The organism is Henriciella sp., assembly GCF_029937755.1.
Taxonomy (GTDB): domain Bacteria; phylum Pseudomonadota; class Alphaproteobacteria; order Caulobacterales; family Hyphomonadaceae; genus Henriciella.
In genome coordinates this window covers 890545-906980 of sequence record NZ_JAPYPG010000001.1, presented here as the reverse complement: position 1 = coordinate 906980, position 16436 = coordinate 890545, and the positions used below count along the sequence as shown (strand labels likewise).

Annotated in this window: 21 protein-coding genes; 11 read left to right on the top strand and 10 right to left on the bottom strand. The window is 63.3% G+C overall.

Going from position 1 to position 16436, the window contains the following annotated elements:
* Positions 1-30: 30 nt before the first annotated feature.
* The 3 genes from Q1K29_RS04590 (at position 31) to Q1K29_RS04580 (ending at position 2769) form a co-directional block, all read left to right on the top strand.
* Entirely contained in the window at positions 31-1752 is a 1722-nt protein-coding gene (locus Q1K29_RS04590; protein ID WP_300391778.1) for an amidase, read from the top strand.
* Complete coding sequence (locus tag Q1K29_RS04585) at positions 1749-2231, top strand: arsenate reductase ArsC (RefSeq protein WP_300391777.1); 483 nt, start codon at positions 1749-1751, stop codon at positions 2229-2231. The genes Q1K29_RS04590 and Q1K29_RS04585 overlap by 4 nt, the downstream gene beginning before the upstream one ends.
* Positions 2232-2301: 70 nt before the next feature.
* The gene (locus Q1K29_RS04580; protein ID WP_300391776.1) at positions 2302-2769 is read left to right on the top strand and encodes a hypothetical protein; all 468 of its coding nucleotides are present in this window, start codon (positions 2302-2304) and stop codon (positions 2767-2769) included.
* On the opposite strand, the gene Q1K29_RS04575 is transcribed toward Q1K29_RS04580, so the two are convergent.
* Together Q1K29_RS04575 and Q1K29_RS04570 are read right to left on the bottom strand one after the other, a co-directional pair.
* On the bottom strand, positions 2766-3278 hold the full coding sequence (locus Q1K29_RS04575) for a hypothetical protein (RefSeq protein WP_300391775.1): 513 nt from the start codon (positions 3276-3278) through the stop codon (positions 2766-2768). The genes Q1K29_RS04580 and Q1K29_RS04575 overlap by 4 nt on opposite strands.
* A 42-nt stretch (positions 3279-3320) precedes the next feature.
* A complete protein-coding gene (locus Q1K29_RS04570; protein WP_300391774.1) occupies positions 3321-3911 on the bottom strand; it encodes a peroxiredoxin family protein in 591 nt (196 codons plus the stop codon).
* 159 nt (positions 3912-4070) lie between these two features.
* Between Q1K29_RS04570 and Q1K29_RS04565 the strand changes: the two genes are divergently transcribed.
* The gene (locus Q1K29_RS04565) at positions 4071-4418 is read left to right on the top strand and encodes a PepSY domain-containing protein (RefSeq protein ID WP_300391773.1); all 348 of its coding nucleotides are present in this window, start codon (positions 4071-4073) and stop codon (positions 4416-4418) included.
* A gap of 61 nt (positions 4419-4479) precedes the next feature.
* Here Q1K29_RS04565 and mdh read toward each other — a convergent pair whose 3' ends face one another.
* Together mdh and Q1K29_RS04555 are read right to left on the bottom strand one after the other, a co-directional pair.
* Positions 4480-5442: a malate dehydrogenase gene (gene mdh, locus Q1K29_RS04560; RefSeq protein ID WP_300391772.1), complete on the bottom strand. Its 963-nt coding sequence runs from the start codon at positions 5440-5442 to the stop codon at positions 4480-4482.
* A gap of 94 nt (positions 5443-5536) precedes the next feature.
* Complete coding sequence (locus Q1K29_RS04555) at positions 5537-5935, bottom strand: hypothetical protein (RefSeq protein WP_300391771.1); 399 nt, start codon at positions 5933-5935, stop codon at positions 5537-5539.
* A gap of 132 nt (positions 5936-6067) precedes the next feature.
* Between Q1K29_RS04555 and Q1K29_RS04550 the strand changes: the two genes are divergently transcribed.
* On the top strand, positions 6068-6526 hold the full coding sequence (locus Q1K29_RS04550; protein WP_300391770.1) for a helix-turn-helix domain-containing protein: 459 nt from the start codon (positions 6068-6070) through the stop codon (positions 6524-6526).
* A gap of 5 nt (positions 6527-6531) precedes the next feature.
* Here Q1K29_RS04550 and Q1K29_RS04545 read toward each other — a convergent pair whose 3' ends face one another.
* Positions 6532-7083 carry a DUF1465 family protein gene (locus Q1K29_RS04545; RefSeq protein WP_300391769.1) on the bottom strand — a complete coding sequence of 184 codons (552 nt, stop codon included), beginning with the start codon at positions 7081-7083 and terminating at the stop codon, positions 6532-6534.
* Positions 7084-7195: 112 nt separating this feature from the next.
* Positions 7196-7366, bottom strand: coding sequence for a DUF1192 domain-containing protein (locus Q1K29_RS04540; RefSeq protein WP_300391768.1), 171 nt, complete (start codon positions 7364-7366; stop codon positions 7196-7198).
* A gap of 118 nt (positions 7367-7484) precedes the next feature.
* Here Q1K29_RS04540 and Q1K29_RS04535 point away from each other — a divergent pair, with 118 nt between their 5' ends.
* The 3 genes from Q1K29_RS04535 to Q1K29_RS04525 all read left to right on the top strand — a co-directional run bounded on the left by Q1K29_RS04535 (position 7485) and on the right by Q1K29_RS04525 (position 11594).
* On the top strand, positions 7485-8465 hold the full coding sequence (locus tag Q1K29_RS04535) for an NAD(P)H-quinone oxidoreductase (RefSeq protein WP_300391767.1): 981 nt from the start codon (positions 7485-7487) through the stop codon (positions 8463-8465).
* A gap of 142 nt (positions 8466-8607) precedes the next feature.
* On the top strand, positions 8608-10020 hold the full coding sequence (locus Q1K29_RS04530) for an HWE histidine kinase domain-containing protein (protein ID WP_300391766.1): 1413 nt from the start codon (positions 8608-8610) through the stop codon (positions 10018-10020).
* Between the two features lie 74 nt (positions 10021-10094).
* A complete protein-coding gene (locus Q1K29_RS04525; RefSeq protein ID WP_300391765.1) occupies positions 10095-11594 on the top strand; it encodes a DUF4332 domain-containing protein in 1500 nt (499 codons plus the stop codon).
* Between the two features lie 4 nt (positions 11595-11598).
* On the opposite strand, the gene Q1K29_RS04520 is transcribed toward Q1K29_RS04525, so the two are convergent.
* The 3 genes from Q1K29_RS04520 to Q1K29_RS04510 are packed head-to-tail and all read right to left on the bottom strand — an operon-like array spanning position 11599 to position 13096.
* A complete protein-coding gene (locus Q1K29_RS04520) occupies positions 11599-12087 on the bottom strand; it encodes an anthrone oxygenase family protein (RefSeq protein ID WP_300391764.1) in 489 nt (162 codons plus the stop codon).
* Positions 12084-12488 (bottom strand): DUF4345 domain-containing protein, encoded by a 405-nt coding sequence (locus Q1K29_RS04515; protein ID WP_300391763.1) that lies wholly within the window; start codon positions 12486-12488, stop codon positions 12084-12086. The genes Q1K29_RS04520 and Q1K29_RS04515 overlap by 4 nt, the downstream gene beginning before the upstream one ends.
* 20 nt (positions 12489-12508) lie before the next feature.
* Positions 12509-13096, bottom strand: coding sequence for an NAD(P)H-dependent oxidoreductase (locus Q1K29_RS04510; RefSeq protein ID WP_300391762.1), 588 nt, complete (start codon positions 13094-13096; stop codon positions 12509-12511).
* A gap of 101 nt (positions 13097-13197) precedes the next feature.
* Here Q1K29_RS04510 and Q1K29_RS04505 point away from each other — a divergent pair, with 101 nt between their 5' ends.
* Positions 13198-13746 (top strand): TetR/AcrR family transcriptional regulator, encoded by a 549-nt coding sequence (locus Q1K29_RS04505; protein ID WP_300391761.1) that lies wholly within the window; start codon positions 13198-13200, stop codon positions 13744-13746.
* A 222-nt stretch (positions 13747-13968) separates the two neighbouring features.
* The gene (locus tag Q1K29_RS04500) at positions 13969-14631 is read left to right on the top strand and encodes a cell cycle transcriptional regulator TrcR (RefSeq protein WP_300391760.1); all 663 of its coding nucleotides are present in this window, start codon (positions 13969-13971) and stop codon (positions 14629-14631) included.
* Positions 14632-14733: 102 nt separating this feature from the next.
* On the opposite strand, the gene Q1K29_RS04495 is transcribed toward Q1K29_RS04500, so the two are convergent.
* Positions 14734-15651, bottom strand: coding sequence for a methyltransferase domain-containing protein (locus Q1K29_RS04495; RefSeq protein ID WP_300391759.1), 918 nt, complete (start codon positions 15649-15651; stop codon positions 14734-14736).
* Here Q1K29_RS04495 and Q1K29_RS04490 point away from each other — a divergent pair.
* Positions 15650-16420 carry a ComF family protein gene (locus Q1K29_RS04490; RefSeq protein ID WP_300391758.1) on the top strand — a complete coding sequence of 257 codons (771 nt, stop codon included), beginning with the start codon at positions 15650-15652 and terminating at the stop codon, positions 16418-16420. The genes Q1K29_RS04495 and Q1K29_RS04490 overlap by 2 nt on opposite strands.
* The last annotated feature ends 16 nt before the right edge of the window (positions 16421-16436 follow it).

The window sequence follows — 16436 nt, the reverse complement described above, 5'->3', positions numbered from 1 at the left end:
CATTTGAAACCGATGGAACAGGGGCACGGGATGAAAAGCAGCACACGGCGGGATCTGTTGAAAGTCGGGGCAGCGGGACTGACAGGGCTGGCCGCCGCGAGCCGCGCCACTGCGCAGGAAAATGGGGCCGGGCCCGTGACACCCTCGCGTATCGCTGAAGCCGAGACACTTGCCGGCGTCAACTACACCGATGCCGAGCGCGAGCAGATGATCCCGACCATCGAGGAGCAGCTCAGCGCTATCCAGCAGCTGCGCGCCCTGGAAAAGCCGAACGGCCTCGCGCCGGCCCAGACCTTCGATCCGCGCCTGCCGGGCAAGACCTACCCGACCGGCGGAGAAGGCGTGGTCGAAACATCGCCTGTCGCCGAACGCCCGTTGCCGATGGACGAGGACGATGTCGCTTTCGCTTCGGTGCGCCAGCTGTCAGCCTGGATCCGGGGCGGCCTGCTCACATCGCGCCGCCTCACCGACATTTATCTCGACCGCATCGACCGCTTCGACCCAACGCTGCACGCCTGGATCACCGTCATGCCGGAACGCGCCCGCGCCGAAGCCGATGAGGCCGATGCCGAACTGGAGTACGGCAAATATCGCGGCCCCCTGCACGGCATCCCCTTTGGGCTGAAAGACCTGTTCGATGCGAAGGGCGCACCGACGACATGGGGCGCGGCGCCTTACAAGGATACAGGCCTCAAGACCGAAGACTGCACCATCATGCAGAGGCTTCGCATGGCCGGTGCCGTCCTGCTCGGCAAGACAAGCTGCGGCGCGCTGGCCTATGGCGATATCTGGTATGGCGAGGTGACACGAAACCCGTTCGACCCGCGCGAAGGCTCATCCGGCTCAAGCGCAGGCTCTGCCAGTTCCGTGGCCGGCGGGCTTTGCGCCTTCGCCATCGGCACCGAGACGCTGGGCTCGCTTGTCTCACCGTCCCACCGCTGCGGCGGCTCGGCCCTGCGTCCAACTTTCGGACGCGTCTCGCGCGCTGGCGGGATGGCGCTTTGCTGGTCGCTCGACAAGGTCGGCCCGATGGCCCGCAGCGTCGAGGACCTTGCCCTCGTCATGGCCGCGATCAATGGCCCGGACCCGGCGGATGCAAGCTCCATCGATACCGGCTTCTCCTATACGCCCCGGCAGGATTTTTCCGGCCTCAAGCTCGGCTTCAACGAGGCCTGGCGCGAAGGCGCCACCGAGGCAGAGCTGACCGCCTTCGACCGCGCGCTGGCGCTTGGCGCGCAACCTGTCGAATTCACGGTCCCCGATCTGCCTGCCGCCCCGCTCGTTCAGCAACTGCTGGCTGAGGCCGCCGCCACTTTCGAGGAGCTGACCTTGTCGGACCAGGACGATCTCATGGTCTGGCAGGAAGAGGCCGCCTGGCCGAACAGCTTTCGCGCGGCCCGCTTTCTCACCGGTGTCGACCTCATACAGATCGACCGGCTCCGGCGGCGCTGGATGCAGGAAATGGAGGCAGCGTTCGACGGTGTGGACCTTGTCGTCGGGCCGAACTTCTCGTCGGGCATGCTGACGCCGACCAATTTCACCGGCCATCCCTGCCTTGTCATGCGCGCAGGCTTTCAGGAGACAAAGCCCCGGACCATTTTCGGCGCGGAGGAGGACCCGGACGCGCCGAGCGCACGAACGCCGGTCGCCATCTCTCTCTGGGCCCCGCTCTTCCGGGAAGCGAATCTGCTTGCTTTCGGCGCCGCACTGGAACAGGAACTGCGCGTGGCAGACGAACGGCCCTCCCTTTGACGACACACAACATCCTGATCCTCTGTACGGCAAATTCCGCGCGCTCCATCATCGGTGAGGTGGTCGCCAATTGCATTCCGGGCCTGAAAGGCTACAGCGCCGGGTCGACCCCGCGCGGCGAGGTCAATCCGGGGGCGCTGGCCGTCCTCTCGGCCAAGGGGCATGACACACGCGGGCTTCGCTCAAAGAGCTGGGAAGAGTATGCCGCGCCGGGCGCACCACACATGGATGTCGTGATCACCGTCTGTGACAATGCGGCTGGAGAAGCCTGTCCTTACTGGCCAGGCCATCCGGTTCAGGTTCACTGGGGCCTGCCAGACCCTGCCGTCGTGGAAGAAATGGCCCAGCAGCGCGCCGCGTTCGAGGACACCTATTTCAGCCTGAAGAAACGCCTGCAGAAACTGGCCGACCTGGATTTCGACAATATGACCGCGCCCGAACTCAAAGAGGCGGCGCAGGCCATCCACACCCGGCGCTAGGGCGAGATAGAGTTTGCGGACACCGCGCGGGCGTGCATTACTTCTCCCTGCTCAATCTGGTGTGCCGCTGATGAAACTCCTGACTGCCGGCCTCATTCTCGCTTTGTGTTCGCCCCTCTCCGCCATGGCCGAGGGGCCGGAAACCCTGATTGGCCAGTGGGAGGCCGACTGCGATGCCTGGGGCACCGACGCGACCTGCACGGTGGACTGGTCTGAAGGCCTTCATCCCGACCATCTCGAAATTGCCTACACGATCAGCCCACGTGATGGCGGCGACGCGATCTTTGCGGGTCAGGGCGTCTACCGGATCGGAGAGACGGCGATTGATGGCTACTGGTCTGACAGCGGTGGCGCCATCCACCCGCTCGCCGCCAGCTGGTCCGGCGATGCGCTGACCACGCATTGGGGCAAGGCCGGCAGCGCGCAGGGCCGCTCACGCTATGAGCTGACCGAAACCGGCCTCCGGGTCACCGACTGGTCGCTGACCGGCGAGGGCTGGCAACAATTCATGCAGGTCGATTACACCCGCGCCGACTAGGCCGCCCTAATCACCGTTTTCCAGAAATCGACAGATGTTTCGACCAACTCAAGTGAGTGCCTGATCGAAGCGGCATGCGCATCCCCCACCATGGACGGCCGCACCGGCTGGGTCAGGATCAGGTGGCGCACCAGATCGACTGAGACCTGCAGCCCGGCCGGCAGGCTGGCCGCCTCCAGCGCAAGGCCGTCCGGCTTCGGGTGCATGAAGCTGTTGCGGGCCGCGATGACGGTGTCGAAAGCCCGGTGATGTTCCGGCTTCATCGGGGCCGTATAGGGCTGGGCCAGACAATCGGCATTGGCGATCCGGGCGACCAGCTCACCCGGCCCCGGCATCGCCGGCAATTCGGCCCCCGCTTCAGCCAGCGCCAGCGTCGCCGACTGCTGCACCATCAGCACCGCCCCCGTCAGCAGCCACGGGACCGAGCTTTCGTCTTCCGGCGCGAGCGCAGCGTGGACGGCTGTGAAGCGCGCCGCCTCCTCAATCTGCTGCATCAGTGGAATGGCCATGTCCGATTCCCTAGTCCGCCGGGGCGGCCATGGCCAGATGGATCAGCTCCCGGCCGCCTCATTCAGCAGCGTGGCCGTCTCCGTCACGACGTCGACTTCGGGCCGGTCCTTGTAGCCTTCCTCGCGGAGCACGGCGGCAACCGTGCCGTCGGTGCGCACGAAGACGATGGCCGGATGCGGAATGCCCCAGTATTTCGAGCCTTCCTTCATCTCTTCATTGAGCTGGTCATAATCCCTGATCACTTTCGACTCGGGGTCTGAGACCAGGACATAGTTGATCCCCTTCTCATGGCTGAAATTGGCGAGCGTTTCCTGGCTGTCATAGGACAGGGCAACGAGCGACCAGCCCGCCTCCTCCAGCGGGACGCGCGCCTCTTCCAGCCCGATGGCCTGCTTCTGGCAGTAGGGGCACCAGTCCAGCGAGCGGATGAAGGCGATCACTGTACCGTTCTCGCCCGCAAGCGCGTCGAGCGTCACCGTCTGACCGTCAGACGTCATGCCGCTCAGGGGCGGCGCCTCGGTCCCGACCATCGGACCGATCATCTGGTCTTCGGGCACAGCGCTTTCCTGCGCGGTCACGGGAAGGGCGACAGCAGCCAAAAGGCCGAGCGCGACAAGCATTGAACGGAGCATCAGGGAAAGCCTCCTTTTCTGGGCCTGCCCGGTCTAGCCCTCCCGGCCCCGCCTGCACAGACCAATCGCTTCTCTTCACGGGGTTTTGACCATGACAGAGATTTATGACGCGCGTGCTCCCCGCGCGCGCTATAATGCCGCCTGAAAAGGAGGACGAAGATGAAACGCACACTCACAGGGCTCGTCCTGATTGCCATGCTGACACCGGCGCCCATGGCGGCGGCCAAGGACAGCAAGGAAGGGGCCGGTTTTTATACGATCAGCCGCGAGCAGGCCGTCGAAATTGCCCGCGAGCATGGCATGGTCGACATCTGGGAAACCGAGCGTGATGACGGGTTATGGGAAATCGAAGGCGCGAATGCCGACGGCGTGAAGCTGGAAATCGAGCTCAGCGGCCGGACCGGCGAAGTGGTGAAGATGGAAACCTATGGCCCTGACCATGAGAGCCATGGCACGCATCACTCGCCCGAGGATGATAGCGACCACCGTTCCGATCATCACCACTAGATACAAAAAGGGCCGGACCATGCCTGGCCCGGCCCCTTGAAGTCCTGAGACGTCGATCCGCCTATTTCAGGCTGCCATCGATACCCTTGCAGGCGTCGATCAGACCGTGGACCGCATCAACCGAGTTCTGGAACATGCCCTTCTCGTCCTCGGTGAGGTCAAACTCGACAATCTTTTCCGCGCCGCCGGCGCCAATCAGGGTCGGCACACCGACATAGATCCCGTCAACGCCGAACTGGCCGGAGCAGTAGGCGGCGGCCGGGACGACGCGCTTCTGGTCCTTGAGGTAGGATTTCGCCATGGAGATCGCGGCTTCCGCCGGGGCGTAGAAGGCCGAACCGGTCTTGAGCAGGCCGACAATCTCGCCGCCACCCTTGCGGGTGCGGTCGACGATGGCATCGAGGTCGTCTTGCGTCATCCAGCCCTGCTCGACAAGCTGCGGCAGCGGCAGGCCGCCAACCGTGGAGTGGCGCACCATCGGCACCATCGTGTCGCCGTGGCCGCCGAGCGTCCATGCATGGATGTCGGCGACGGAAACGCCGGTCTTTTCCGACAGGAAGTAAGCGAACCGCGAGGAGTCCAGAACGCCGGCCATGCCGACGACTTTTTCCTTCGGCAGGCCGGAGAATTGCTGCAGCGCCCAGACCATGGCGTCGAGCGGGTTGGTGATGCAGATGACGAAAGCGTTCGGGGCGTTCTTGGCGATGCCCTCACCGACAGCCTTCATGACCTTGAGATTGATCCCGAGCAGGTCGTCGCGGCTCATGCCCGGCTTGCGCGGCACGCCGGCGGTCACGATGCAGACATCTGCGCCCGCGATGCCTTCATAATCATTGGCGCCCTTGAGATCGACGGACGCGTTATAGACGGGGGTGGATTCCGCGATGTCGAGACCCTTGCCCTGCGGCAGGCCCTCGGCAATGTCGAACAAGACCACGTCGCCGAGCTCCTCGCGCGCAGCGATATGCGCGAGCGTGCCGCCAATCATGCCTGAACCGATAAGAGCAATCTTCTTGCGAGCCATGGGAGGCCTCCTTCCTGCGATGTTCTTGTAGAAGCTGCCGGACACCTAGATCAGATTTTCACGGAAGGAAACTGCCAGCTGTGCCGCAGAGGCATCAGGGCCTGGCTTCAGCGGCCTTTGCGGCCTCCACCGCCTGACGGATCGCATCGGCAAAAGGCTTCGACTTGTAGCAGCGGATGGAGAGCTTCTCGTCGGCGGCTTCAATGTCGATGATACTGGTGACCAGGCCCTTGCGCCAGGTCACATCGTTCACATCCACAAGCCGCACTGAGGCTGTCAGGTCTTCAGGGTTGAGATGGTAGTGACGGTTGAGCGCGTTCGGTTCGAAGCTCAGCTCCTCGGCGGTCAGCCAGGCATTCCCGCCGACCCAGAGCCCGCCCATGGTCTGCTTGGCGACCGCGCTGGTCAGCCCGCCCATCATGCCCTTGGCCTGCGCCTTCGGGATCAGGGCATTGGCGATGCGCTTGTCGATATATTTCTTGGGCGCGGACATGGCAGCTGGCTCGCAGGCGGCTGGGAGAGCGGCAAAGTCTAACAGCCACATCCAGCCATGCGAAGCGGAAATCGGCCTTGCAGGCGTCGAAAGGTCTGGATTTGGAAGACGAACCCATGCAAGGTTTTGCCTATGGTTCCGCTATCCCGCAAATCCCCCGTCCCGCCCGAACGCTGCAACCTGGCCCGCGCCGTCAACGAGATTGGCGACCGCTGGACGCTGCTTATCCTGCGCTCGGCTCTGTATGGCGTGCGCCGCTTCGACGATTTCCAGACCGAACTCGGCACACCGCGCACCATCCTGTCAGGGCGCCTGAAGTCACTGGTGGAAACCGGCCTGCTCGACAAGCGGACCTACAAGGTCGAGGGTCGCCGCGCGCGTCCTGAATATGTCCTCACCGACAAGGGCGAAGCGCTCAGGCCGGTCCTGATCGCGCTGACCCAATGGGGCGACCAGTGGCTCGATGGCGAAGGCCAGCCGCCGATCAGCTTCACCGACACACAAAGCCGCCAGTCCGTGCGCACCGCCTTCGTGACGGAGGACGGACGGGAAGTGTCGGTCGAGAATATGCGGATTGTGCTCAGGCGGTAGGACGACTACCGCGCCCGGCCCCAGATGCGCAGCGGATCGAAAGCGCCATCCTCGGCAGCGGCCTTCAGCTCATCGATCTGACGTTTGACGGGGCTCGCCTCGCCGGAATGGCCATCGACATAGATCGCGGCATCCAGCCGGCAGATGCGCGAAAACAGGTTTTCCGCCTCATCGACCAGGTCGAGGAAATGGTCCGGCAGGCCGCGTCCGCGCTGTTTCGCGGCGTCGAGTGGCGGACCATCGCGATGGATGCGGTATTTCTGCTTCAGCGCGTCGCTGCGGGGCATGTCGCCGTCGCGCACCGCCTTCTGCATGACGAGCCAGCTGGCCGCCTGCATCAGCTTGGAGGTCAGCTCCATGCTCCAGGCCGCATAGGTGAGGCCCGCTTCGCGCGGCAGCTGCTTGGCCATGTCGCGGCCCGGCCCATCGAGATAGGAGGCCGCCTCTTCGACCAGCGCCATACCATCTGCAAACACCCGTTCGAAAACGCGGCTTGCAGCGAACTCCGGCATGGAGAGTTCGCTGTCCTCAGGGCTCTGTTCAGGTGTCGCTGCCATGGGCGGTCTGTAGCCTTCTCTGTCTTTTCCAGCTTAGCGCGCGCGGACGAATCCGTGGGTAACATTAGCCGTGACGAAGTTTAAAGGGTCTTAAAGATGCAAGACCCACGCCTCATGATTTGAAGAAGTCGTCAGCGGCGGATTTATGCGCCTGCTTCTTTTCGATCTCCGCCTCACACGCGGCAATGTCGGCCTTCAACGCCTCGATACGCTGCTTCAGCTCGTCGACCGACAGCTGTTCCAGATCGAGCTTGGCCGGTTTTGGTGGGTCATTCTCGAACATTGATCGCACGCCTCCATGCCTTTAGGCCTTCTCGCCATCAGGCAAGGACAGCCACGCTGCGAAATCAAGCCTTGATTCGAAGGCCAGCGCAGCCTTGCGGCCCACAGGAGGAGTGCAGATGAGCGATATGATGAAGGCGATCGTGGCCGAAGGCGGCGAAGCGCTGAAACTTGGCGACGTTCCGCGTCCGGACATCGGCCCGCACGACGTGCTGGTAAAAGTGGCCGCTGCCGGGCTCAACCGCGCCGACCTCGTCCAGCGCGCCGGTCACTATCCGCCCCCGCCCGGCGCCTCCGAGATCATGGGGCTGGAATGCTCCGGCACGGTGGCCGCTGTGGGCGAGAAGGTGACGAAGTGGAAGGAAGGCGACCGGGTCTGCGCCCTGCTCGCAGGCGGCGGCTATGCCGAATTCTGCGCTGTCGATGAAGGCTCGCTCCTTCCCGTTCCGGAAAACCTCACCCTGCTGCAGGCCGCCGCCCTGCCGGAAGCGATGATGACGGTCTATGCCAACATTTTCATGCGCTGCGCCTTCAAAAAGGGCGAGACCGTGCTCGTCCATGGCGGCACATCAGGCATCGGCTCCATGGCGATCCAGATGGTGAAACGCGCGGGCGCCTCCGAGATCTGGACCACGGCCGGCTCGGCGGAAAAGTGCAAGGCGGCCGAAACGCTCGGCGCTACCCGCGCGATCAATTACAAGGAAGAAGACTTCGAGACCGTGGTGAAGGATGGCGGCGGCGCCGATGTCATCCTCGACATGGTCGGCGGCGATTATGTCCAGAAGAACATATCTGCGGCGCGTGTGAACGGGCGCATCTGTAACATCGCCTATCTCAACGGCTCCAAGGTCGAGCTCAACCTGATCTACCTCATGGTCAAGCGCCTGATCCTCACCGGCACGACGCTCCGGGCCCGCCCGGTCGAGGAAAAGGCCGAGATCCGCGCGGCCATAGAGGAAGAATTCTGGCCGATGGTGGCCGCTGGCGACATCCGGCCGGTCATCGACCAGACATTCGGTCTCGATGAAGCGGAAACGGCTCAGGCGCGAATGGCCAAGGGAGGCCATATCGGCAAGATCCTGCTGAACGTGGCGGTCTAGGTCTTCTACGCCCAGACGGCTGACTTCCTGCGAAATTCGTCCCGTCTTCCGGCGGCAGGCGCCCGCTAGCGCACACGTTATGGGTGTGTATACTATGTGCGTGTTTGGTGAGGCGTCCGTGAGTTGCGGACGTGGAGAATGAATGCCGGAACGTTACAAGGCCCTTCAGCACAGCTATGCGCAGCTGGAAGCCGACTTCCATATGCTCGCCAATTCGATTCCGCAGCTGGCCTGGATGACCCGGCCGGATGGCTGGATCTTCTGGTACAATCAGCGCTGGTTCGATTTCACTGGCACCACGCTTGAGGACATGCAGGGCTGGGGCTGGAAAGCCGTGCATCATCCCGATCATGTCGACCGGGTGGCCAAGCACTTCAATCGCGCCTTCGAGACCGGCGAGCCATGGGAGGATACCTTCCCGCTGCGCAGCAAGGACGGCGATTATCGCTGGTTCCTGTCGCGCGCCGTCCCCATTCGCGACACGGAAGGCAACATCATCCGCTGGTTCGGCACCAATACCGATATCACCGAGCAGAAGCGGATCGAGGAACGCCAGACCCTGATCATGCGGGAGATCGATCACCGCGCCAAGAATGCGCTGGCGGTGGCACAATCGGTCGTGAACCTGACGCGGGCTGACTCAATCAAAGACTACAAGGCCGCCGTCGAAGGCCGTATCGGATCCCTGGCGCGCACGCACAGCCTGCTTGCCGCCTCGCAATGGCACGGTGCCGAACTGCGCACCCTGCTCCATGACGAAACATCCTCTTTCAGCGATGATGCCGCAAACCGGATCACGCTGAGCGGTGAGCCGGTCACCCTGTCGCCTGAGACGGCACAGACGCTGGCCCTGATCATTCACGAACTTGCGACCAATGCCGCCAAGTATGGCGCCCTGTCGCATCCGCAGGGCCGTATCGGCATTTCATGGGTCGAGCGCCCGGACGGCATTTCCATCAGCTGGCGTGAGACAGGCGGCACCGGCCTCAACCCGCCGCAAAGCTCAGGCTTCGGGACGCAGCTGCTCGACCGGATCATTGCAGACCATGCCGGCGGCACGCTGGAGCGGACCTGGCATTCCGATGGGCTGGCCGTCGAGATCAGGCTCACCCGAGACGAGGGGCCGGCAGAGGCAGACCAGGCCGAGCCTGGCAAGAGGACGGGCCCACGCAAGCAACACGGCAAACCATCCATCCTGGTCCTTGAAGACGAAGCGTTGACCGCGATCGATCTTGAGTTCCGCCTGCAGGATGCAGGCTTTGAGGTGATGGGTCCGGCAAGCACAATCGCCCATGCCCGCGAAACCATTTCTCATGGCCTTCCGGACATCGCCCTGCTCGACAGCAATCTCTCGGGCGAACGCTCCTTCAATTTTGCCGAGGAACTGGTCATGGCCGGTGTGCCGGTCGTATTCTGCACCGGATATGAGGAGCTGGAAGGCATCACCGAAGTCCTCTCGGCCTGCCCCATAATCCGCAAGCCCTTCCGCGATGCGGAGTTGATGGCCGCGATCGAAACGGCCCGGCATCCTGCGATGGCCGAGCAGGCGGAATGAGCCCGGCCAAAGGGTTAAACGGACATTAACCAAAGCGCGGCCTTATCAAGCGGTTAATTCCGGAACCGAACGCTATGGCCAATTTGCTCAGAAACGTCATTACCGCCCATCATTGCCGGTCGACCCACCACTTCATCGTGATGGACGCACTCGCCCTGATCGAGGGCAAGGACGCTGAGCGGTGGCATGACCTGATGCTGTCGGAACACCCCTCGCTGCTTGCGGGCGCCAAGGCACCGGACTCCGAGTTCAGGGACTTCCGCAACCATGTCCTCCACGTCTCCGAAGGCGAATGGGGCGGCGCGCGCGATGCGGCCGCCGACTGGTATGGCAAGGCTGTCGTCGCGCTTCGCGAGAAGAAATGGAGCCATGCCGCCTATGCGCTGGGCGTGCTCAGCCATTACTATGCCGACCCGATCCAGCCCTTCCATACCGCCCAGAGCGAGGAGGAAGGCGCCATCCACCGCGCGCTGGAATGGTCGATCGCCAAGTCCCGCGGTGAGATCGTTCGCCGGATAGAGCAAAAGGGATATCCCGACATCGAACGCCATTGCGGCTCGGGCTTCGTCTCCGACATGGTGCTTGCCGGCGCCAAACGCTCTCACCCGCATTATCAGGATTTCATCGATCATTACGACATCCATGCCGGCGTGAAAGATCCGCCCGCCGGACTTGATGAAACCCTGCTCGACATCATTTCCGATCTCGTGGCCTATGCCACACGCGGCATCAGCCTGCTCTACGAAAACGCCTTTGCCGAGGCCGCCGTCACGCCGAAAAAGGTGAACCTCACCGTGCGCGGCTATCTCGCCACGCTGGATGTGCCGGTGCAGTGGATGACGAAGAAGATGGAAAACGCGGCTGACCGCAAGACGGTCGCGGCGATGTACAAGGAGCTGCAGGAGACCGGCAAGGTAGTGAAGACGCTGCCGGACGACGACAAGGCGATCCGGAAACTGCACGCCGAAACGGTGCTGCGCATCCCTGTGAAGGAGCTCGATGCGCGCCCGCTCGCGCCCCTGGGCTCAAAACATGCACCCCGCATGCCCATACCCGAAAACATTACAGAACAGACAGATCGTTCCGCCCCCGAAACGATCGATTCGCCCGCGCCAGCGCCCGCAGCAGAGGCCCCGGAGGCGGAGGCGACGCCCGACACCCATCTCACCCTGAAGAGCGATGTCGTCGACGCGCCCTCGATCGGCAAGAAAACGGCGGCCCGGCTCTATGACATCGGCATTTACACGATCCGCGACCTGCTCGGCACCGACCCGGAAACCACCGCCGAGGCGCTCGACGCACGCCACATCACCGCGGAAACCGTTCTCGACTGGCAGGACCAGACAGCCCTGAAAATGTCGATCCCCAGCCTGCGCGTTCATGATGTCCAGCTGCTTGTTGGCGCGGGCATACGCTCAGCCGACGACTTGGCCGAAGCGAAGGCGGCAGACCTGCTAATGGCGGCCACCATGCACTTCCAGAAGCCCTATGTCCGGCGCATCATTTCCGACAACAATGCCCCGAACGCCGACGAGGTCGACCACTGGATCGACCTCGCAAAGGACTCTGTCTGAGCGCTCAGGCGAGGGCCAGCGCGGCAACGATAAAACACACCCCGGCAGCAAACGAACCCAGCGTGCGGACATGGTTCCACCGCGTCCAGACCCGGCCATAATGGTCCCAGTATCGTGCGGTCGCCTGCTCGGACGGCACCATCCGGTCGAGGCGATTGTTCATCGGCACATTGCCGAGCATCGTCACCAGGAAAACGCTCACGAGATAGACCGCCGTTCCGGCGTGGATCCAGCCGCGTGCCGCGCCATCAACGCCAAACTGCGCAACAAGACTGACGGCGAGGGTCACCGGCACCAGTCCCAGTAGCAGGACCAGGAAGACCGATCGCATCACGGTCCGGTTGATCATCTGCATGGACTGCGCGCCGCCCATCGGCTCGGCGGCGACGAGACCGCGCATCACAAAATCCGAAAAGGCCTGGAAGACGCCGGCCACCAGCGTGCTCGCCACGCCCAAGGCCAGTAATGTGTAAACGAGAATGTGCTCACTCATGACCAGGCCTCCTTGCGGGCTGCGGGCGTGGCGAGAAGGCCGACGGCAAGGCCGGCAAGCGTGACCTCGATGGTGAAGGCCGCCAGCAGGGCCTGCGGCGGCAGGCCGTCAAAGGCGGCGCTGACGAGCCGGCCAGCCGCCCAGCCACCATTGACAAGAGCGGTTGCGACGAGGGCGGCGTAGCGCCAGCCAGGCCGGACCAGGCTTGCCAGGATGAAGGCACCGACCAATAGCAGAAAGCCGCCAGGCGCTCTCGTTTCCGAAAGCAGGCCTGCCTCGCCCCCCAGGGCAATGCCGTTTGCGGCATGCATGCTGTGAGGCCAGAAGAGCAGGCCCAGTCCAACCCCGGTAATAACCACGCCCGATACGGCGCAGACTGTCATCGTTATTGCGCGTTTCATTGTCGTCTCCTTTTGGCTGGTCAGCTGAGCGCAGCGCGTTCACCCATCCGGCGCATGCGGCCGAACCAGCTCTGGATTTTTCTTTTTGAGGCGAGCTTCACAGAGCCGATCTGCACGACCCGGCGGACCTTCATGCCGCAGAAGCCAAACACCTGGTTCTTCAGCACCCGGCGGGCAGGCTTCTGGTAGAGAAGCGTATCGATCAGCGGTGGTGTGTCGGAGGTGATAATGCCGTCAGCCGTCTTGCCCTTGAGCAGCTTGTCCCAGGCAGCACCCTTCTCATGATATTTGAAGCCGAAGCCCGGGGTCAGCGCCCGGTCGAGCACGGCTTTTGCCCGTGTCGGCATCCCGCCCCACCAGTAAGGGTGGATCACCATCACATGATCGGCCCAGGCAATTGCCCCCTGCCAGTCGATGAGCGCCGGTTCGAGCGCCGGAGTGTCCGCTCCATAGCCTTCGAAATGAGGGTCGAAGTCCATCTCCGACAGATCCATGCGAATCGTCTCGGCTCCATTCGCCTCGACCCCCGACTGATAGGCGTCAGCCAGCGCCGCACAGAGCGACCCGGCCTTCGGGTGCGCAACCCAGATGAAAACACGCTTTGTCATGAATATCTCCTTTGCTTGACACCGTGTAAAGTTGACACAGCGTCAAATGCCCTTAGCTTGACATGATGTCAAGTTCGAATCTCGAAACCCGTGAAAAAATCATGGCCGCTGCGTCCCGGCTGCTTGAGGAAAAGCCCGGTACGGCCGTGCGCATGAGCGACATCGCCAAGGCGTCGGGCGTCAGCCGGCAGGCCGTCTACCTGCACTTTCCCACGCGCGCCGATCTGCTGATCGCCACGGCGCGCCATCTGGATCAGGTGCTGAACGTCGATGAGCAGCTCGCGGCAAGCCGGGCCGCCACATCAGGGCGTGAGCGCCTCGACGCCTATATCGATGCGTGGGGCAATTATATCCCGCAGATCTATGGCGTTGCGCGGGCCTTCCTCGCCATGGAAGCCACCGACGAAGCGGCTGCCGCCGCCTGGAAGGACCGGATGGACGCGATGCGTCATGGCTGCGAGGCGGCCGTACGCGCGCTGGCAGAAGACGGCGACCTCAAGCCCGGCTTTGATCAGGAGAAGGCGACCGATCTCCTCTGGACACTCCTCTCGGTTCGCACCTGGGAGCACCTCGTCCAGGACTGCGGCTGGAGCCAGCAGGCCTATGTGGAAGCGATGAAATATATGGCGGAAACCGCGCTGGTGGCGTGACCCATGTCCCGCTCCCAATACTGGTCTATCGCAGTTAGACGACCGACCACCGCAGGACACGTTTTTGGGAAGGACTGGACCCACTACAAAGCCCACCTTCCCAATTGCGTGCTTAGCGCCTATAATCCTTGCCGTTAGGATTTATTCCCTCCTGGAACCCTGACCGCCCGGCCCGAAAGGCCGGGCGGCTGCGTTTCGGGGACCAAGCAAACGGAGCCCAAAATGGCCGATATTCTGATGCCCAAGGCGACGGCCGTCTGGCTGATCGACAACACCACGCTGACCTTCACCCAGGTCGCGGACTTCTGTGGCCTGCACTCGCTCGAGGTCAAAGGCATTGCCGATGGCGATGTCGCCGAGAACATGCGCGGCGTCGACCCGATCTCGGGCGGCGAACTGACGCGCGAGGAAATCCGCAAGGGCGAGGAAGATTCGAACTACCGCCTGAAAAAGGCCGAATCCAAGATCGCGCACATCCCGCAGCCGAAGCGCAAGGGCGCCCGCTACACGCCGGTTGCCCGGCGCCAGGACAAGCCCGATGCGATCGCCTGGTTCATCCGCAACCACCCGGAAGTCACCGATGCGCAAATCTCCAAGCTGATCGGCACGACCAAGGCGACGATCACCAATGTGCGCGACAAGACGCACTGGAATTCGCAGAACATCAAGCCGGTCGACCCGGTGACGCTCGGCCTGTGCACGCAGATTGAACTCGACGAAGTCGTCAACAAGGCCGCTGACCGCCGCAAGAAGATGGACTCGCAGAAGGCCGCCGAAACTTCCGGCCCGGGCCTCAAGCCCGCCGAGGAGGCCGATGCGCAGACCGAAGCGGTCGACAATGACACGCCGAATGCTGACGACATTTTTTCGGCGTTCAAGAACTAGCCATCGTCCGGTTTTCGAACCCAGACATGAGCCCGCTGCGAAATGTCGTAGCGGGCTTTTTTGTGGGCTGAAACCGGGCTGTTTCTGGAACGGTTCCGGACCCTAGTTTTCGCCGGTTTTTCTCGGGAAATTCTTGACCGCATCCGCCAGGCTATGCCGTGCGCTTCCTGGACGCAGGGGTGTCGGCTGGCTCTCGTGCGGCGCCCATCCCGACAACCAGATGACGTTGAACGTGGCGCGCAGCTTGCCATCAGGGTCGCTATAGCGCTCGGCATATAGCTCACTCATGCGCGCGAGCACGGTCGATGATAATGGGCGGCGCGGCGCCTTTTCATTTGCCGCAAAAGCCGCCTGCTCGCCCATGCCCTTGATATCATGAAGCAATTTTACTGGGTTCGAATAGCGCACCGTAACTGCTTCAAGATCAACCACCGGCAGCGCAAAGCCCGCGCGCTGCATCAGCCCAGCCATGTCCTGTAGCCCCGGCAGCGGTGACAGCCGCGCTGACGCGCCGCCTGTCAGCTCCGTCTCCGCTTCGATCAGGCAGGACCGGAGTTCTGCAAGCGTCCCGCCTCCGAACAGGCAGCCGAGAAAGAGCCCATCTGCCTTGAGGCCTTCTCGGATCCGCACCAGCGTCCCGGGCAGGTCGTTCACCCAGTGCAGGCTCAGGATCGAGGTCACAAGATCGTAGCGCCCTGATTCAAAGGCGGGCTCCTCCTCATCCAGCCTGAAAGCCTCAAGCCCGACGCCGCGCATCCTCTCGACAAATTCCTCCGATATATCCGCCGCCTCGACGGCTTCGACCCGGCCGCTTTCAACGAGCTTCAGCGCCGCGCGTCCATCATGCGCGCCAAGGTCCAGCGCGCGCTCGAACGTCTTTGTGGTGTCCATCAGCCGTTCGATGAGCTGACTCGACTCCCGCTCCTTCAGGAAGGCATAGTCCTCGTAGCGGGCAGACGCCCGGTCGCGGTGCATGCGCACCTGGTTACGGTCGAAAAGCTTGGGTGGGGCAGACAGCATGGGGCTCGATATGGACCGGCTTGGCCGCGCAGCAAAGGCCGGATTGCGGTCGATCGGCGACTTTGTCTGGCCACCGCGCTCCCTCGTCACCGGCCAGAGCCATGCCGGACAGGGGCTGATCCCGCCGGAGGACTTCGCCCGTCTCGCCTTCCTCAATGGCAGTGGCTGCCGCAGCTGCGCCATGCCGGCCGAGAGCGATCTTGGCGATGCAACGCTGTGCGGGGCCTGTGCCGCCAATCCGCCGCCATGGCACGCCGCCCGCGCGGCTGTGGAATATGACGAGGCCTCGCGAAAAGCCGTGCTGGACCTGAAACGCGCCGGGCGCCGCGATGGTCTTCCGGTCTTTGCCGCCTGGATGGCCCTGGCCGGCGCAGACCTTCTGGCCGATGCAGACCTGATCGTTCCCGTGCCGCTGCATTATCGCCGCCTTGCCAGCCGCGGCTTCAACCAGTCCGGCTGGCTCGCCACAGCCCTGTCGAAGCGAACAGAACTGCCGGCCTGCAATGACGCGCTTGTCCGCCGCAAACCCACGCCAAGCCAGGGCGGGCTTACCGCGCGCGAACGGCGCAAGAATGTCCGCGGCGCCTTCGCCATACGCCCGTCGCGGGCCGCACGTATCGAGGGCGCGCATGTCGTCCTGATCGACGATGTCTACACGACCGGCGCCACCCTGTCGGCGTGCACGCGTGCCCTGAACAAGGGCAAGGCGGCCTCGGTCAGCGTCCTTGTGCTTGCGCGCGTTGTCAGGCCCACGGACGTCACCATATAGAAATCAGTCTGGATTC

What these genes read in the sequence shown, in the direction of transcription:
- Q1K29_RS04510 (WP_300391762.1), bottom strand. Translation starts at nt 13,096, where the DNA reads ATGACAAAGCGTGTTTTCATCTGGGTTGCGCACCCGAAGGCCGGGTCG.
- Q1K29_RS04535 (WP_300391767.1), top strand. Translation starts at nt 7,485, where the DNA reads ATGAGCGATATGATGAAGGCGATCGTGGCCGAAGGCGGCGAAGCGCTG.
- Q1K29_RS04505 (WP_300391761.1), top strand. Translation starts at nt 13,198, where the DNA reads ATGGCCGCTGCGTCCCGGCTGCTTGAGGAAAAGCCCGGTACGGCCGTG.
- Q1K29_RS04570 (WP_300391774.1), bottom strand. Translation starts at nt 3,911, where the DNA reads ATGCTCCGTTCAATGCTTGTCGCGCTCGGCCTTTTGGCTGCTGTCGCC.
- Q1K29_RS04515 (WP_300391763.1), bottom strand. Translation starts at nt 12,488, where the DNA reads ATGAAACGCGCAATAACGATGACAGTCTGCGCCGTATCGGGCGTGGTT.
- Q1K29_RS04590 (WP_300391778.1), top strand. Translation starts at nt 31, where the DNA reads ATGAAAAGCAGCACACGGCGGGATCTGTTGAAAGTCGGGGCAGCGGGA.
- Q1K29_RS04555 (WP_300391771.1), bottom strand. Translation starts at nt 5,935, where the DNA reads ATGTCCGCGCCCAAGAAATATATCGACAAGCGCATCGCCAATGCCCTG.
- Q1K29_RS04520 (WP_300391764.1), bottom strand. Translation starts at nt 12,087, where the DNA reads ATGAGTGAGCACATTCTCGTTTACACATTACTGGCCTTGGGCGTGGCG.
- Q1K29_RS04575 (WP_300391775.1), bottom strand. Translation starts at nt 3,278, where the DNA reads ATGGCCATTCCACTGATGCAGCAGATTGAGGAGGCGGCGCGCTTCACA.
- Q1K29_RS04580 (WP_300391776.1), top strand. Translation starts at nt 2,302, where the DNA reads ATGAAACTCCTGACTGCCGGCCTCATTCTCGCTTTGTGTTCGCCCCTC.
- mdh (WP_300391772.1), bottom strand. Translation starts at nt 5,442, where the DNA reads ATGGCTCGCAAGAAGATTGCTCTTATCGGTTCAGGCATGATTGGCGGC.
- Q1K29_RS04565 (WP_300391773.1), top strand. Translation starts at nt 4,071, where the DNA reads ATGAAACGCACACTCACAGGGCTCGTCCTGATTGCCATGCTGACACCG.
- Q1K29_RS04525 (WP_300391765.1), top strand. Translation starts at nt 10,095, where the DNA reads ATGGCCAATTTGCTCAGAAACGTCATTACCGCCCATCATTGCCGGTCG.
- Q1K29_RS04500 (WP_300391760.1), top strand. Translation starts at nt 13,969, where the DNA reads ATGGCCGATATTCTGATGCCCAAGGCGACGGCCGTCTGGCTGATCGAC.
- Q1K29_RS04495 (WP_300391759.1), bottom strand. Translation starts at nt 15,651, where the DNA reads ATGCTGTCTGCCCCACCCAAGCTTTTCGACCGTAACCAGGTGCGCATG.
- Q1K29_RS04530 (WP_300391766.1), top strand. Translation starts at nt 8,608, where the DNA reads ATGCCGGAACGTTACAAGGCCCTTCAGCACAGCTATGCGCAGCTGGAA.
- Q1K29_RS04545 (WP_300391769.1), bottom strand. Translation starts at nt 7,083, where the DNA reads ATGGCAGCGACACCTGAACAGAGCCCTGAGGACAGCGAACTCTCCATG.
- Q1K29_RS04540 (WP_300391768.1), bottom strand. Translation starts at nt 7,366, where the DNA reads ATGTTCGAGAATGACCCACCAAAACCGGCCAAGCTCGATCTGGAACAG.
- Q1K29_RS04550 (WP_300391770.1), top strand. Translation starts at nt 6,068, where the DNA reads ATGGTTCCGCTATCCCGCAAATCCCCCGTCCCGCCCGAACGCTGCAAC.
- Q1K29_RS04490 (WP_300391758.1), top strand. Translation starts at nt 15,650, where the DNA reads ATGGGGCTCGATATGGACCGGCTTGGCCGCGCAGCAAAGGCCGGATTG.